Origin of the sequence: Afipia sp. Root123D2 (assembly GCF_001425835.1) — a bacterium.
In the GTDB taxonomy this organism is placed as follows: domain Bacteria; phylum Pseudomonadota; class Alphaproteobacteria; order Rhizobiales; family Xanthobacteraceae; genus Afipia.
Genome location: NZ_LMDP01000001.1, coordinates 1,268,571 through 1,283,097 on the forward strand (window position 1 = coordinate 1,268,571; position 14,527 = coordinate 1,283,097).

Genomic DNA, 14,527 nt, shown 5'->3' on the forward strand with positions numbered 1-14,527 from the left:
GAGTGCGCTGCAAGACGGCCCCTATCCCGCTTTCGGAGGGGCCGCCTGCGCCTGATCCTGCAGCCGATTCAGGCATGTGTCGCGGCCCAGAACCGCCAGAACGTCGAAAATACCGGGCGAGGTGGTGCGCCCGGTCAGCGCCACGCGCAGGGGCTGGGCAACAGCGCCGAGCTTCAGGCTGTTTTGCTCGGCGAAGGCACGCATCGCCGCTTCGATCGCGGCGGCGGTCCACGGTTCGACCGGCATCAAGGTATCGTGAAGGCGTCCGATCAGGGCTCGTGTCTCCGGGGTCAGCAGCGCGGCGGCTTTCGGTTCAATCGGCAGCGGCCGCTCGGCGAAAATGAAGTGTGCGCTGTCGATCAGCTCGACCAGCGTCTTGGCGCGCTCCTTCAGTCCCGGCATCGCCCGCAGGAGCTGGCTCCGGGTCTCATCGGTGAGCTTGGCCGCGATGGCGTCGCCGCCGGGAACGAATTGCAGCACGTCCTCGAAGGCCTTCGCCAGTTCATCATCCGGCGTGGTGCGGATGTAGTGGCCGTTGAGATTTTCCAGCTTGGCGAAATCGAATCGCGCGGCGGAGCGGCCGATGGCCGGAAGATCGAAGGCGTCGATCATCTCCTGCGTCGAGAAGATCTCCTGGTCGCCATGGCTCCAGCCGAGCCGGACCAGATAGTTGCGCACGGCGGCGGGGAGGTAGCCCATTGCACGATAGGCATCGACGCCGAGCGCGCCGTGGCGCTTCGAGAGTTTCGATCCGTCCGGCCCGTGGATCAGCGGAATGTGTGCCATCACCGGCACGGTCCATCCGAGCGCATCGTAGATATGTTTCTGGCGCGCGGCGTTGATCAGGTGATCGTCGCCGCGAATGACGTGGGTCACGCCCATGTCGTGGTCGTCGACCACCACGGCGAGCATGTAGGTCGGGTTACCGTCGGAGCGCAGCAGCACGAGGTCGTCGAGATTCTCGTTCTGCCATGTGACGCGGCCCTGGACCTGATCGTCGATCACGGTCTCGCCGGTCTGCGGCGCCTTGAGGCGGATCACCGGCTTGACGCCGGCCGGTGCCTCGGACGGATCGCGGTCGCGCCAGCGGCCGTCGTAGCGCATGGCGCGGCCTTCGGCCTTGGCGGCCTCGCGCATCTGCGTCAGTTCCTCGGGCGAGGCGTAGCAGCGGTAGGCCTTGCCGGCGGCGAGCAACTGCTCGGCGACCTCACGATGTCGGGATGCATTCTGGAACTGATAAACCGTGTCGCCGTCCCAATCGATGCCGAGCCATTTCAGGCCGTCGAGGATGGCCCCGATCGCCGCGTCGGTCGAGCGTTCGCGATCGGTGTCCTCGATCCGCAGCAGCATCTTCCCGCCGCGCTTGCGGGCGTAAAGCCAGTTGAACAGCGCGGTGCGCGCGCCGCCGATGTGGAGGAAGCCGGTCGGGGACGGCGCGAAGCGGGTGACGATGGGTTCAGTCATTTCGGGCGGGCTGTCACTTTCAAATGCGGATGGGGAGGTGCGCGATGTTCTTGGGCGCGGCGTTTATCACACTGGCAGCAGGCTGTCTCACCGTCCTGCGAAATTGCCGGTCTGGCTAACGAACTGTTGCGGATGGTCCCCCGAGGGGCGCAGCTTCCTTCCGGAACCAAGCTCCGCCCCTTGGCGCGGCGGCCCGGATTTGGCACATAGAGCCCAATGTCCTGAATCCGAAGTTCGCCTCATTTCGCGGCATCTTCCGTAGCGAACTTCGAATTCAAAAGGACATTGGAAGTCGTATTTCCAGTGTGGCTTCGGTTCGCACGCCCGCAAACGAACGGGCACCGAAATGATGCGGGCGTGCGAACCGCCACACTGGGTTGAAAGGGACCAAATGACTGACGAATCGGCGCTGGAAGCGAGCCGCGACTTCATCCGCGATATTGTCGCGGCGGACCTCGCCACTGGCAAGCACAAGGGCGTGGTGACGCGTTTTCCGCCGGAGCCCAACGGCTACCTGCATCTTGGCCACGCCAAGTCGATCTGTCTCAACTTCGGCATCGCCGAGGAGTTCGGCGGCCGCTGTCATCTGCGCTTCGACGACACCAACCCGGCCAAGGAAGAGCAGGAATATATCGACGCGATCCAGCGCGACGTCCGCTGGCTCGGCTTCGACTGGGGCGAGCATCTGCATTTCGCCTCGGATTATTTCGAGCAGCTTTACGGCTGGGCGCAGGACCTGATCCGCGCCGGCAAGGCCTATGTCGACGACCAGACCCAGGACGAAATCCGTCTCACCCGCGGCACGCTCACGGAGGCCGGACAGAACAGCCCGTTCCGCAACCGGCCGGTGGAGGAAAACCTCGACCTGTTCGCGCGGATGCGCGCCGGCGAGTTTCCCAACGGCGCCCGCGTGCTGCGCGCCAAGATCGACATGGGCTCGGGCAACATCAACCTGCGCGACCCGGTGCTCTATCGCATCCTGAATGCGCATCATCCGCGTACCGGCAACACCTGGCACATCTATCCGAGCTACGATTTCGCCCACGGCCAGTCGGACGCCATCGAGCACATCACCCATTCGATCTGCACGCTGGAGTTCGAGGATCATCGTCCGCTCTACGACTGGTTCATCGAGAATCTGCCGGTGCCGTCGCGGCCGCGCCAGTATGAGTTCGCGCGCCTCAACGTCACCCACACGCTGCTGTCCAAGCGCGTGCTGACCGAACTGGTGCGCGGCGGTCACGTCTCGGGCTGGGACGATCCGCGGATGCCGACGCTCGCCGGATTGCAGCGGCGCGGCGTGCCGGCGGCAGCATTGCGCGATTTCGTCAAGCGCATCGGCGTCGCCAAGGCGAACTCGACCGTCGACATCGGCATGTTCGAATTCAGCATTCGCGAGGCGCTCAATTCGAGTGCGCCGCGCCGCATGGCGGTGCTGCGGCCGATCAAGGTGGTGATCGAGAATTACCCCGAAGGGCAGATCGAACAGCTCGAAGCGGTCAACCATCCGGACGACGCGGCGCAAGGCACGCGCACCATTCCGTTCGGGCGCGAGATCTACATCGAGCGCGACGACTTCATGGAAGACCCGCCGAAGAAATTCTTCCGCCTCGCGCCGGGCCGCGAGGTGCGGCTGCGCTATGCCTTCTTCATTACCTGCCGCGAGGTCATCAAGGACGCATCCGGCGAGATCGTCGAGCTGCGCTGCACGTATGATCCTGAAACGCGCGGCGGCAACGCGCCGGACGGCCGCAAGGTCAAGGCGACGATCCACTGGGTCAGCGCCACCGAGGGCATTCCGGCCGAGGTGCGGATCTACAATCACCTGTTCGCGACGCCACAGCCCGACGCCGCCAACTTCGCCGCGCAGATCAATCCGGAGTCGATCGAAGTGCTCAGTGGCGCGGTGGTCGAACCGGCGCTGGCGAGTGACAATTTCGACGGCGCCGTTCAGTTCGAACGTCAGGGCTATTTCGTCCGCGACAAGGATTCGACGCCCGGCAAACTGGTGTTCAACCGCACCGTCGGCCTGCGCGATACGTGGGCGAAGGTGTCGGCGGCGGGGTAGGGGCGCGGGGCCAGTTGCGCTGAAGGTGCGTCAACTTCTGACTGTCATCACCGGGCATAGCCGTTCGAAGAACGGCGTCGCTTCCGCTCGCCTATGTCCCGGTGATCCCGGCGAGGCGGGCACGGTGCGTCCCTAAGCGGGATGGCCGGAATAAATCCGCCCATGACAACTGAGATTCACACTCTCTCCTCAGATGAGCGGGGAGAATTTTACCGATCCCCACACGCGAATAATACCGCTCAGATTCTCCATCCGTTCCGGTGTTCAGCCGCTGCGCCCTTCCGTTAGCATCGCGCCGGGGACGGCCGGCACACGGGCGGCGGAATGGCGAACGGGGGCGGGGAGCAGAAGCGGCCGCGCGGTCATGCGGGGCGGGCCACCACATGGCCGCCGCGCATGGCGACACGCGCCGATGCTGCGCTGTCCGGCAACACCCTCTGGCAATCCTTCATAGAGACGCTGCGCAACTGGATCCGCGCCGAGACCGGTCCGGGCCGGTTGCTGCCGTGGGTGCCGGTGGCGTTCGGCTCCGGCATCGCGCTTTATTTCGCCGCCGACCGTGAACCGTTCGCGTCGGTGGTGGTGCCGGTCGCGGTGGTGCTGTGCGCCGTTGCGATACTGGCGCGGCGCTGGCGGTTGTTTCCGGCCATTGTGATGGTCGCGGCGATGGCATCGGGCTTTGCCGCCGCGACACTGAAGACCGCGCGCGTCGCGCACACCGTGCTGGCAAAGCCGGTCTTTGCGGTGGCGCTGAAGGGTTTCGTCGAAACCCATGAAGAGCGAGCGCGCACCGACCGCTTCGTGTTGCGCGTCGCTGAAATGAGCAGCGCGCGCGATGCGCCCAAACTCACGAGGGTGCGGCTGTCGGTGAAGAAGGGCACTGCGCCGCCGGTCGGCAGTTTCATCGAGATGAAAGGCAAGCTGTTGCCGGCGCTGTCGCCGATGCGGCCGGGCTCCTACGATTTCGGCCGCGACATGTATTTCGCCGGCATCGGCGCATCCGGTTTCGCGCTCGGCGCGATCAAGGTGGTCGATCCGCCGGCGGATGGTGGATGGAAGCTGCGTTACGCCAAGGCGATGCAGGACATGCGCGACGCCATCGACGCGCGGATTCGCGGCACGCTCTCCGGCGACAGCCGCGCCATCGCCACCGCGCTGCTGACCGGACGGCGCGACGCGATCTCCGCGCCGGTCAACGACGCGATGTTCATTTCAGGTCTGGGCCACGTGCTGTCGATCTCCGGCTATCACATGGCGGTGGTGGCGGGCGTGGTGTTCTTCGGCATCCGCGCGCTGCTGGCGCTGATCCCGGCGCTCACCGTGACGTTCCCGATCAAGAAATGGTCGGCGCTCGCGGCGCTGGCCGCCGCGCTGTTTTACTTGCTGCTGTCCGGTGCGGAAGTGGCGACGCAGCGCTCGTTCTACATGACGGCGGTGGTGCTGATCGCAGTGATGGTCGATCGCCGCGCGGTGACGTTCCGCACGCTGGCGCTGGCGGCGCTGGTCGTGTTGATGATCGCACCGGAGGCGCTGGTGCATCCGAGCTTCCAGAAATTGAATGCGCCAACGACGTAGACCGCGTTTCAGCCTGTAAGCTCGTTGAATTGTCTAATGTTTTTGACGTTGCCAATCACGGCTACTGCGAACAAAAAGCGCCCATAGCAGGGCTAAAATCCGCTAACGGCGGCGCAAACTCCCGGAAATAGTCCCGGAATGGTTTGGTGCGTTCCATGTACGTTCGGTGTGGCCGTTAACGCCCTACGGAGGGCGGGCAGATACTATTGCCGGTCGGATATCTGCGGCCCTCAACGGCAAGAAAAAATAATTGTTGAGCTGCAGCTGGGATTTAGCGAACCGAAGTATATTTAGTATTGCTTTCTTGACGGCGTCAGACATCGACGCCTAGGTATATCTGTCGACTGGCATTGACGCCCTCCGGGGGCTGCCGGGACTTAAGCCTCTTCCACAACTGGCGCGGGAATTCGGCGCCGAAGGTCCGAGATCGTCTGTCTTAGTTTCGTCTGTCGTTCCCATAGCGATCGGGCGAGGGGCGGATAGGCGATGGCAGTCCTGTCGAACACGTTGGCCTGGGTTTCGCTCGCGGCAATGCCTTCGCCCAAAAGCTCCACTGTTCGCTCCATCTCGGCGATCAGAACGGAAATTTGAAAGGCATGCGAGTTTGGTGTGTCATCGCGGTACTGGTGGCTCATTGTGCGCCTCGATCTGTTTGAATTCGGCACTCATGGTTCAGCCCCGCTGTATCCCTCGCAAGGTTCCTGCCAACTAACTTGATCGCCACCGGCCGGGCCGGGGCGAGGTACCTGAGCAACCAGCCAGAGGACGGAGTCCTGGAATGGTTTTGCGTGACGGTCGATACGTTGATGACCTCCTCTATGACGGCGGTGATGCCGTGACAGTCAAGATTTGGAACGAGCGCGAGGATTGCGGATCTTGGGAGAATGCTCCTCTGGCCGCGATGCCGCGAGAGTGGCTTGAGGGCGTCAAGGGCGCCGTCGAAAGTGCGCTCAATCCGAAGGCATAGATTAACAAAGCGAGGTTTTCTTTGAAGGTCCTAAAGACTCGCCCCGCTGTGCGCGGGAGCGGCACGATTGCTTACGCAGACGTCGAGGTCTGTCACGGCATCAAGATGTTCGGACTTCGCATCGAGCGTCGGCCCGATCAATCGTTTCGCGTGTACGCGCCGAACGCGATGGGAGGGCGCACTAGTGCGTTTAGTCCGGCTGCAGTCGATGAGATTGCCCGCGCCGTGGTTGATTATCAGAACACTTTTGGAAGCGAGCCTTGCGCCGATGACTTCACAGCCAGCCGATAAGGACAACAAGCCAGCGGCACCAGCAAAAAAGCCGGGTGGCCTTCTAGACCAATATCGTCTGCTCGGCGCGATCATCGATACGTCATGGGCGACCCGCCTGGACCACAAAGTCGCGCGCCATATCATCGATCGCTATTACCCGAAACACGGGAACGGCAGGGCCAGCCTGCGGTATCTTGAGCGAGCGACAGGCGCCAGCCGGTCTAACGTCGTCGCGTCCCTGCGTCGGCTGGCAGAGCAGGGAGCCATCGCACTGGTCCGGCAAGGGCAGGGTACCAGGCCGTCCGAATACTCCCTGAATTTTGGTTTTCCTACTAGCGTACCTGCTGACGTGACCTCTGGCAGTGGTGGCGCTAGCGTACCTGCTGGCACGACCTCAGGTGGTCACGTGGGCGATACCTCTAGCGGCGCTAGTGTACCTACTGGCGTGACCGAATCCTATCTACTGAATCCGGCCTACAAGGCCGAGATACAGATAGATAGATTTGACCCCGCCGCGCCTACGGCGCCGCCGCTTGCGGATGGCCTTGCGGCCACCGCTGCGGGCGGTGCGGCGGAGGAAGAGGGCGCAGCCCTTGCCGACGCCGAGCCCACCTTTGATCTCCTATGGCGCACCTACGGCAAGGAGCGTGCTGGCGGTAAAAAGGAAGCCCGCGCGGCGTGGAATGCGTTACCGCCGGAAACGGATTTGGCTGCCGTGATTGAGGCGGCGGCAGCATGGCAACAATCTTGGGCCGCGCAAGGCAAACCCGATGCACCGCGTTTCACGTTGGCGCGCTGGTTGAAAGACGAGCGTTATGATGAGGACGCGCCAACGGGCTACCAGCCGAAGGAGCGGCCAGCTAAATCGGGCAATCAGAAATCGGACAACCCGGCCAAACCCCGCAAGGCCAAGGCAACCCATGCTTTCGCGGAAGGCGAGACACGTCTCGAAATCATCAAGGCGGACGTTGTGGAAGGCGAGACGTCGAGCCGGTTAGTGCTTACGTTGTCGGATGCAAGCGGTGAGGAATTCACGCACAGCATAACCACCGAGCACCATAAACCGGATGTGCAGCAGGCTGGCCAAGACGAACTGCAATCGTTTGTCGTCGGTGCGGGTTTCTATTTCCAGCCGCCCTTGCCGCCCGAGCTTATCGGCCGCGTCGTCGTTGCGCTCGTCGACGAGAATGGCCTGTCGTGGCACGGGCCGCGCAATGGCCAGCCCAGACCGGAGCCGCAACCTGAAGCCAACGGAAGTCCGCCACCACCACCCGCTGATTGGCCCGCTTGGCTGGATGCAGAACGGGATGCTGCGTGAGCACCCAAGTGGCAACCATCACACTCCAGCACCATCGACCTAACGACCGGCGTGTCCAGGAATCCGCGGGCAAAATGGAAAGGGAAACATAGTGTGGCCGGGCCGCTAGGCTCGGCCACACCGATATTATTTCGGAGTACAGGTCATGCCGTTTCGCCTGGCGTTGTCTTCGCAGTCAGAACGGTTGTTATATCCCTGCGTGGCAGCACCTACGACTCGGCCGTTCGATGCAGTCCTGCGCCAACGATAGCCATCATTGCCGTGGTAAATTTCCCAAGTATCTCCGCCTTTATCAGTACAACTTGCCATTCTAATTTTTCTCCCTGCCCGAAATGGGCACGCCAATACTAATTCGCACTGAAACAGACGAAAAGCGCAGGGGTATTAACGACGCGGAAAACGTCGACACCTGAATACCAGCAGCCCCGACACGCACAGATTTTTTTTGGTTTTGATTCCGATCCGGCGGCACAGTCGGACGAAACTAAGAGCCAGAAAATGGCCTGAGACGAAACCCATCATGGGTGCACATCATGCATACAAACGACAACGACCAACTCGGCGCCGACACCGTAATAGAACTGCGCCCTAGCCCAGAAGAGCTGAACCGCATCTTGCACCGCCGCTTCCCCGGCATGGGACCTGCTTATGGTGCCCAACTCGACGAAGCGGCGCGGATGACGTTCAACGCAGACCATTCGAAATGGTTGGGCCTGGACGGACGCTGGCACTCCACCGCGGAGAAATATCGGCAGAGCAAGGGCAGCCGCCGGCAGACGAAGGCCACGCGCGCAAATGTCAATGCGCGGCACCTGGACCTGCCGGCGACCGGCGTCTTCCCGGAGCGCTCGCAGTTCAGGGAATGCGGCTCAGAGGGCGAAGACTACCGGCGGCAACGGGCGATGCATTGGGTGGAGATCATGCCGTTGTGGACGGCCACGCCCGGCCCTGTTGAGCGGTTGGATACTGGCTGCGCCGCTGATGTTGGCTTCATGGGAAGGGCAGTGCACGGCAACGCAGCGGCCGGCAGAGCCGGTTGTTACGGCGACCCTAGCGCGGTGGAAAACGCGATGATTGCCCTGATCGACCAGACTGCAGATCAATGGGCCGAGATACCCGCCGAAAGAGCAAAGCGCGGCAGGCCAAGGAAGATGCCTGTCGCGGCGAATGACAACACTCCCCGACAGATGCGGGCGGCATAAATAATATCGCCGGACCGTATGTATTCGAGGGGCATTATTTCCCCGACGTGATGTGCAATTAGCCGGTTCGATTCCGGCAACATTTTTCCGGCGGCGGCGGATGTAACCGCGTCGGGGTTTGCATTGAAAATAATGAAATCATGAAGCTATGGAGCGTCGCCATGATGAAGGGCGAGGCGGCGCGGATTATTTCGCGCCGGTTGAATCTATCGCACGGACGCGTAAGCGCCTTGCTGGTCGCGGCGTCAGATGCAGGCATACTACCAAAAGGATCCGGCAAGTCGAACCCTCGACTTTCTCCATTAGAGCTTTCCTATCTCACGCTCGCCTGCATCGCCGACAGAGGCATCGGTGTTGCCGGTCAATCAGTGCGTGAATTTGCCGGCCTGCAGTCAGCGGAGGGCCTTGTGCTCGTCGATCTGATTGAGGCGTGGATATCTGGCCGCGCGGCCGTTGCCGGTTTGCAGTCAGTGATTGTCCAGCTTGATCCAGCCGGCGTCTCCATCTCAACCGCTGCGCACCACCTCCGGTACGGCGCATCCCATGCCGAAGGTGCGGCTCGTCATGTCGTCATCCGCGGCGACGACCTGGCTGCGGCAATCCTCGAAATGCAGGGCTACACGCCACACGACGCGGACGAAGCCGTAGCCGTAGGCCGGTTGGCTGCGGCACTCGCCTAAACATAAGGAAACCTAATGTTCAACACCACTCCGGCCATTCACTACGGCCACGATAAATTCGCCGAGCGAAACGGCCAGTCGGAATTCTCGCCTTCGCCACTGACTGCCGCGCGAGAAGCGCTCGCGGAATTAGCAAAGCGAGGTCACCCGCTCGCAACCCACATCGTCCAGATCGAAGCGGCGGTCAGAGAAAAGAAGCGTGCCGAGGCCAACGGCGAAGACGTGCCGCTGTGGGCGCGTGAGAGACTTTCGTTTCTCGATGAATACCGTGAAGACGAAGAAATGAAAGACGCGCTTGCTGCCCTGCGCAATTCCATCGCTGTACATTGCAGCATTTACAAGGACTACTAATTTGAGTGAATTGAACAACTCTATCACCAAGCTAACCGAAGTTTTTAAGGAGGTCCGCGAAGATCACAGCACTCGCATCGGCGAACTGGAAAAGCGCGCTGCGCGCTCGGAAGATGCGCCGAACAATTACGTTGCCGCGAACGACAACAATCCACTTGCTGCCGCGCTGCTGGATTCGAGGGAGATCAAGGATCTCACTTCGACCTTCCGCGGCAAGGCAGTTGTGAAGATCACCGGTGAGCGTGCCGCGATCACCTCTGCAGACACGACCGTTGGCGCCGGCCGGTCCGCAGGGACGTCGTTGGTCCCTGGTATGCGCGTGGCTGGCATCGTCACTCCCTATGAACGCCAGCTTACAATCCGTGATCTATGCACGCAGGCGCGCACCACCAGCAACTCAGTCGAGTGGGTTAAGGAAACCGGATTTTCGAATAACGCGCGTCCGGTAACTGAGACAACTGCAAAGCCTGAGTCGGCTATCACCTTCAATCTTTTGACCGCGCCGGTTCGTACGCTGGCTCACATCTTCAAGATTAGCCGGCAAATGTTGGACGACGGGCCCAGCCTTGCAGCCTATGTCGGTTCACGCGGCACCTACGGCCTGAAGTACGTTGAGGAGCAGCAGCTTCTAACCGGCAACGGCACCGGCCAAAACCTGAATGGAATCGTGCCACAGGCGACTGCTTACGCGCCACCGTTCACGACCGACGCGGAACAAGCCTTCGATAGAATCAACGCGGCTCTCGCTCAGGTTGAGCAGGCGAACGCGGTTGCCGATGGCATTGTGCTTAACAGCACGGACTGGCGCTCGTTGCTGGGAATTAAGGACGGCGAAAATCGCTACATCGCGCAACAGTCGCCATTCGGAGTGCAGGTGCCGCGGTTGTGGAATCTGCCGGTTGTCACCAGTCAGTCCATCCCCGCGGGAGAATTTCTCGTCGGGCAGTTTGCAAACAACTGCTTCATCTTCGATCGCTTGGATACGGAAGTCCTTATCTCCACTGAGGACGGGGACAATTTTTCTACCAATATGGCGACCGTGCGCGTTGAGTCGCGTCTCGCATTCGTGGTGACGCGCCCGGAAGCGTTGGTCTCCGGCGACCTGTCGGTCAGCACCTAACCAACCAACCGCGCGCGTTGTGCGGCGTGCGCGGTTCGCTCGCTGGTCGGACGCAAACCGGTGAGCAGGGCGGTCATCCTCGGTTCCCTTGGGTGACCGCCACCAATCTTGATCGAAAAAAAGTCTCCGACCTTCCGTCTTAAGGACCGGCGGCACCCACTTTCACACGTGTCCACAAATCAAACCCCCAGGGGCGAAAGTTGGCAAGACCACGTGCTCCAACGGCCAGAGCAGAAGTCGAAGGCCGCCACATCAAGAATCCACACCGCTATAAGCGAAACACGCCAACCGCGTCACCGATCGGTGATCCGCCAGCCTGGCTAAACGAAGGCCAGAAATCCGCATGGCGCTCACTTGAGTCCGAACTTCCCTGGTTGCGCGTCAGCGACCGGTGCATCGTGAGCATTGCCGCGGTGCTGCGTGCGCGATTGGAGTCGGGCCAGGAGATGGGAACGAAATCGCTGAGCTTGTTGAGGCTCTGTCTCAGCAGCATGGGCGCGACGCCGGCGGATGCATCGAAAATCAATTGGGCGCCAGCAGAGGAGCCCGACGACATCCTTGACTAATCGTCGCGCCGCTCGACGTACCGCATAACGTCTTGCCGCTTTTGCCACCAGCGCACCACCAGCGCGAACCCCGCCAAGACCGCTAGCACCCCCGCAATATTCTCTAAAATCATCTCGCGACCCAAAAGTCGAATAACCGCACGGCTGCATGTGCCGGTCAAGCGGGCTCGCAACATCTCTACTGCGCGACCGTGGACGTACCGGCTCGCTCTTCAAAGGAAAACCATGACCGCTCTCAACGTTGTTCAGACACACGACGCCATCCATTTCTTCTCAGACGGCGCATTCATTGATCCGAATACCAACCGTATGGTCACCATCGGCCAAAAGGTTTTCGCGTTTCCTCATGCGCGATGCGCGATCGGTATTAGCGGCCCGCTTGAGTTGTGTCGACAACTCGGAATGACAGGGCAGATGTGCGTGACAATCGATCAGGTCGTCGCCGACGTCGAGGCTATCCTCCCAAAAATGATCGAGATTTTCGTCGATGGCCGTCCTGAGTTGAACCTCGGATTCTATGTGGGTGGCTTCTCCCCGGACGGTGAGCGGCAATTCTTCAAACTAAACGCCAAGACAACTGACAAGGAGTTCAAATTCGTTCGGTGCGATACTGACTGTTGGAACTACTCGCCGGCGTTTACATCACATTCGCTACGTTTGGTGATAGGAAACCAAAAAGCTGATGAGTTTGGCAGTGGTTTTACCGAGCGTCTGGGAATCTCCGATCCGGTTTCGCATGGCATGCTGGCGCTGGAAGCGCAACGCGGGCTTAAGGTTTGCGATGCCGGCTTGGCGGGAGGGTCGGCCTTCACCGTTGGCGCTTTTGCGCAGCTGACAACGGTTTATGCGGACCGTGTTGAATCACGCATTCTGAAGCATTGGCCGGATAGGTGCGGAGCACCGATTAATCCGGAGGGGGCTGCCAAGGTTTATCAGTTTGGCTTTGGGAAGGTGTCCTACCAGCCAGGAGGGCTCGTCGGGTTCAAGGGCGCCAACGACGCGTCGAATGGTATCAACACCGGCGCCTCGTCCAACTATTCGGTAAATTCGACCGATGGCTATGTCGCGCCAACCATCTCGGGTACAACGACTGGAACGTTCGCCCTCAGCTCTACCGGTGGCGGCGGTCGACAGTCATCGGACGGGGAAAGCCTTGCGATGCAATTTACCGCACCATCGGACGGCACGATTGATACTGCCCGCATGAGCGTTAACAGCGTCACTACCGGCGGCACCTGGGAGGCGCGCCTCTATTCGAATAATTCCGGTTCTCCGGGAACGAAGATCGGTTCTTCAAGTTCAGGAACGTCGATCACGACCAGTGGGGCGAAAACGTTCACCTTCGGGTCGCCTCCGTCCGTGACAGGCAGCACAGTCTATTGGTTGGTGGTGACCCCTGTATCCGGTACACCAAACGTATTTTTCGACACGGCGGCTAACAGCGCTAGCTATGGGTCTGGTCGCGGTGCAACTATCACCGCGATTACCAATAATCTCCCATCGTCTGAAGATTGGCGTATGGAGATCAATTATGTTGGCACGCCCAACAACATGACGTTGGTCACAGCCGCGCAAACCGCGGACTCGTCGGTGAGTAATGGCCGCGTTCTTCTCGAATACGACAACATTGCGACGCCGACACTTAATACTGATTTGACAGTCGAGGTGACTTGCGACGGCGGATCGAACTGGGCTGCTGCGACACTGACGCTCGTTACCGCCAATAGTCAGGGCGGACGAAGTGTAGCAGAGACAGCAGACACCGCCTGCACTGCAGGGACATCATTCGCGGCGCGCATCAAGACACTCAACGGGAAAAACGTAAAGATTCATGGTCTGACGCTGGATTGGCGGGAGTGAGTGCCGCAGCCAGCGCGACCTCGACCGGGAGCTATCGCCAATTTGGCGGCTCCATCTCACGAAGTTTCGCGATGACTCCCGCCACCACAACGACAATAAGAGCGAGCGCAACGGCGCCGCTGACTAAGAAATAAACCATCGAAATGAACCCGATCCCAAATGGGTCAACAATATGGGGCTTGGTAATGGACGTCCAGGGATGTCCGTGGGCCTGGTATTGATCGTTTGCCCCGCAGTCGGTAAGTTGCCTCAATGGCAGTATCCCGGCGCAACTTCTGTGGACTAGTGGCATTCACGCCGATCGCGCTCTCGGCTGTCACCGCCCCGGCGTCTGCCACCACGGAACGACGGCCTGTCGTAAAGTTATTTTCGTCGAACGCACCTGCCGAGGCTCTGTCATCCACGATGGCGGCTAGGGTTCTTCCGAGTGATGCCGTCACCATGGCTCCCGGCAACTACCTTTTTGCTGGTCAGGGCTTCGATTGCAATCGTGCTGGCCTTTACCGATTTTGGGATGGGGGAAGTTCTCCGATTCAATCCCGATTGGTCATGACAAAGGGTGGGCTTTATGAGTTCATCTCGGGCGCGTCCTGGCATCATGAACATGGTACAGAGGACGAGCAGGCAGATTTTCAAGCCATGGCAAATGCCGGCCGGACTCACAAGTGGCGGCTACGGTGCGGATACATCGCCGGATTGATGGTGTGGATGCTTCCGCAGTTCGGTTACCAGGCGCGCAAAATCAATCTTCTGACCCGCGAAGAGCGTAACGGCGTCGACGATGGGCATATCATTTTCGAGGTATTCCACGAAAACAAGTGGAAGGCGTGGGACCTCACCAATGGCGTCTATTTTACTTTGAATGGAAAACATCTGTCGGCGGCTGAGATCATCGACGCCGGGGTGTTGAACTGCACGCGTGTTAGGCTAGATGCAGATGACAGGTACGGCGCGTCGGTTGCCGGTAAATTTTGCCTCGGCTCCTATGTCGACATGATGATGAACACGCCGGAGGAAGTGGATGCATGGTTCGCGCGCATCTTCCAGTCTTGGTCTGTAGGCTGATCTGATTTTTTAAGTTGA

Annotated in this window: 13 protein-coding genes and 1 pseudogene; 10 read left to right on the plus strand and 4 right to left on the minus strand. The window is 60.5% G+C overall.

The annotated features are described in order from the left end of the window. Positions 1-21 precede the first annotated feature (21 nt). Positions 22-1,464 (minus strand): glutamate--tRNA ligase, encoded by a 1,443-nt coding sequence (gltX, locus tag ASC80_RS06260; RefSeq protein ID WP_056294018.1) that lies wholly within the window; start codon positions 1,462-1,464, stop codon positions 22-24. A gap of 391 nt (positions 1,465-1,855) precedes the next feature. Here gltX and ASC80_RS06265 point away from each other — a divergent pair, with 391 nt between their 5' ends. Further along, positions 1,856-3,532, plus strand: coding sequence for a glutamine--tRNA ligase/YqeY domain fusion protein (locus ASC80_RS06265; RefSeq protein WP_056294021.1), 1,677 nt, complete (start codon positions 1,856-1,858; stop codon positions 3,530-3,532). Between the two features lie 324 nt (positions 3,533-3,856). After that, a pseudogene (locus ASC80_RS06270) lies at positions 3,857-5,101 on the plus strand (ComEC/Rec2 family competence protein); the annotation flags it as partial. A gap of 383 nt (positions 5,102-5,484) precedes the next feature. Here the strand turns inward: ASC80_RS06270 and ASC80_RS06275 are convergent. Beyond that, complete coding sequence (locus ASC80_RS06275; RefSeq protein ID WP_056294024.1) at positions 5,485-5,742, minus strand: hypothetical protein; 258 nt, start codon at positions 5,740-5,742, stop codon at positions 5,485-5,487. A 200-nt stretch (positions 5,743-5,942) separates the two neighbouring features. Between ASC80_RS06275 and ASC80_RS24540 the strand changes: the two genes are divergently transcribed. Next, a complete protein-coding gene (locus ASC80_RS24540; protein WP_283805037.1) occupies positions 5,943-6,074 on the plus strand; it encodes a hypothetical protein in 132 nt (43 codons plus the stop codon). A 208-nt stretch (positions 6,075-6,282) separates the two neighbouring features. Next, positions 6,283-7,665, plus strand: coding sequence for a hypothetical protein (locus tag ASC80_RS23995; RefSeq protein WP_162244579.1), 1,383 nt, complete (start codon positions 6,283-6,285; stop codon positions 7,663-7,665). Between the two features lie 126 nt (positions 7,666-7,791). On the opposite strand, the gene ASC80_RS22960 is transcribed toward ASC80_RS23995, so the two are convergent. Further along, positions 7,792-7,974 (minus strand): DUF1508 domain-containing protein, encoded by a 183-nt coding sequence (locus tag ASC80_RS22960; RefSeq protein ID WP_082512423.1) that lies wholly within the window; start codon positions 7,972-7,974, stop codon positions 7,792-7,794. Positions 7,975-8,198: 224 nt separating this feature from the next. On the opposite strand from ASC80_RS22960, the gene ASC80_RS24325 reads away from it, so the two are divergent. The 4 genes from ASC80_RS24325 (at position 8,199) to ASC80_RS06310 (ending at position 11,018) form a co-directional block, all read left to right on the plus strand. Continuing rightward, complete coding sequence (locus tag ASC80_RS24325; protein ID WP_244487192.1) at positions 8,199-8,867, plus strand: hypothetical protein; 669 nt, start codon at positions 8,199-8,201, stop codon at positions 8,865-8,867. Positions 8,868-9,028: 161 nt separating this feature from the next. Further along, positions 9,029-9,547, plus strand: coding sequence for a hypothetical protein (locus tag ASC80_RS06300; RefSeq protein ID WP_156464284.1), 519 nt, complete (start codon positions 9,029-9,031; stop codon positions 9,545-9,547). Positions 9,548-9,562: 15 nt separating this feature from the next. Next, positions 9,563-9,898, plus strand: coding sequence for a hypothetical protein (locus tag ASC80_RS06305; protein ID WP_056294042.1), 336 nt, complete (start codon positions 9,563-9,565; stop codon positions 9,896-9,898). Between the two features lies 1 nt (position 9,899). Then, positions 9,900-11,018 carry a phage major capsid protein gene (locus ASC80_RS06310; protein WP_056294044.1) on the plus strand — a complete coding sequence of 373 codons (1,119 nt, stop codon included), beginning with the start codon at positions 9,900-9,902 and terminating at the stop codon, positions 11,016-11,018. Between the two features lie 268 nt (positions 11,019-11,286). Here the strand turns inward: ASC80_RS06310 and ASC80_RS23610 are convergent, their stop codons facing one another. Continuing rightward, a complete protein-coding gene (locus tag ASC80_RS23610; RefSeq protein ID WP_056294046.1) occupies positions 11,287-11,574 on the minus strand; it encodes a hypothetical protein in 288 nt (95 codons plus the stop codon). A gap of 235 nt (positions 11,575-11,809) precedes the next feature. Here ASC80_RS23610 and ASC80_RS06320 point away from each other — a divergent pair, with 235 nt between their 5' ends. After that, positions 11,810-13,444, plus strand: coding sequence for a choice-of-anchor R domain-containing protein (locus tag ASC80_RS06320; RefSeq protein WP_056294049.1), 1,635 nt, complete (start codon positions 11,810-11,812; stop codon positions 13,442-13,444). A gap of 252 nt (positions 13,445-13,696) precedes the next feature. Then, positions 13,697-14,509: a hypothetical protein gene (locus ASC80_RS23615; RefSeq protein ID WP_156464286.1), complete on the plus strand. Its 813-nt coding sequence runs from the start codon at positions 13,697-13,699 to the stop codon at positions 14,507-14,509. The last annotated feature ends 18 nt before the right edge of the window (positions 14,510-14,527 follow it).

What these genes read in the sequence shown, in the direction of transcription:
- ASC80_RS06275 (WP_056294024.1), bottom strand. Translation starts at nt 5,742, where the DNA reads ATGAGCCACCAGTACCGCGATGACACACCAAACTCGCATGCCTTTCAA.
- gltX (WP_056294018.1), bottom strand. Translation starts at nt 1,464, where the DNA reads ATGACTGAACCCATCGTCACCCGCTTCGCGCCGTCCCCGACCGGCTTC.
- ASC80_RS23995 (WP_162244579.1), top strand. Translation starts at nt 6,283, where the DNA reads ATGAGATTGCCCGCGCCGTGGTTGATTATCAGAACACTTTTGGAAGCG.
- ASC80_RS22960 (WP_082512423.1), bottom strand. Translation starts at nt 7,974, where the DNA reads ATGGCAAGTTGTACTGATAAAGGCGGAGATACTTGGGAAATTTACCAC.
- ASC80_RS06300 (WP_156464284.1), top strand. Translation starts at nt 9,029, where the DNA reads ATGATGAAGGGCGAGGCGGCGCGGATTATTTCGCGCCGGTTGAATCTA.
- ASC80_RS06305 (WP_056294042.1), top strand. Translation starts at nt 9,563, where the DNA reads ATGTTCAACACCACTCCGGCCATTCACTACGGCCACGATAAATTCGCC.
- ASC80_RS23615 (WP_156464286.1), top strand. Translation starts at nt 13,697, where the DNA reads ATGGCAGTATCCCGGCGCAACTTCTGTGGACTAGTGGCATTCACGCCG.
- ASC80_RS23610 (WP_056294046.1), bottom strand. Translation starts at nt 11,574, where the DNA reads ATGTCGTCGGGCTCCTCTGCTGGCGCCCAATTGATTTTCGATGCATCC.
- ASC80_RS24325 (WP_244487192.1), top strand. Translation starts at nt 8,199, where the DNA reads ATGCATACAAACGACAACGACCAACTCGGCGCCGACACCGTAATAGAA.
- ASC80_RS06265 (WP_056294021.1), top strand. Translation starts at nt 1,856, where the DNA reads ATGACTGACGAATCGGCGCTGGAAGCGAGCCGCGACTTCATCCGCGAT.
- ASC80_RS06320 (WP_056294049.1), top strand. Translation starts at nt 11,810, where the DNA reads ATGACCGCTCTCAACGTTGTTCAGACACACGACGCCATCCATTTCTTC.